Annotated in this window: 1 protein-coding gene; it reads left to right on the forward strand. The window is 70.0% G+C overall.

Annotated features, from left to right (window positions below; genetic code table 11):
• Nucleotides 1-641, forward strand: a 641-nt coding sequence (locus tag D2K64_RS23980; RefSeq protein ID WP_120010932.1) for a PAS domain S-box protein, incomplete at both ends; no start/stop codon positions are given.

The raw sequence follows: 641 nt of genomic DNA on the forward strand, positions 1-641 counted from the left end.
CAGGACATCAGTCAGGAGGACCGGTTCGACGTTCCGCCCTTCATGAAGGACGCCGGAGTGGTCGCCCTGGTGAACGTGCCCATCTTCCTGCCCGGCGGGCGGCCCTACGGGCTGCTACAGGTGGACGACACCAAGCCGCGCGACTTCGGTCGGGATGAGATCCAGTTCCTCCGCACCTACGCCGCCATCCTCGGCCCGGTGATCGACCGGCTGCTCATGGCCCAGACCCTGCGCTCGACGGAGGAGCGCTTCCGGTTCACGGTCGAGGCGGCGCTCGACTATGCGATCTTCCTCACCGACCTTGAGGATCGGATCACCGATTGGTTGCCCGGCGCCCAGGCGGTCTTCGGCTGGACGGCGGAGGAGGTGGTCGGGCAGCCGGCCGCGATCATCTTCACGCCGGAGGATCGGGAACGGCACCAGGACCGGTGGGAGACCGCGACGGCCTGCAGGGCGGGTGTCGCGCCGAACGTCCGCTGGCACCTCCGCAAGGACGGCCGGCGCGTCTTCATCGAGGGCTCCACCCGGGCGCTGCGCGATCCGGACGGCACCCTGCTCGGCTTTCTCAAGATCGGCCAGGACGTCACCGCGCGCCGGGCGGCCGAGGAGCGGCTGCGCGAGAGTGAGGAGCGCCTCCGCCA

It is taken from the genome of Teichococcus vastitatis (assembly GCF_003604215.1).
Taxonomy (GTDB): Bacteria; Pseudomonadota; Alphaproteobacteria; order Acetobacterales; family Acetobacteraceae; genus Pseudoroseomonas; species Pseudoroseomonas vastitatis.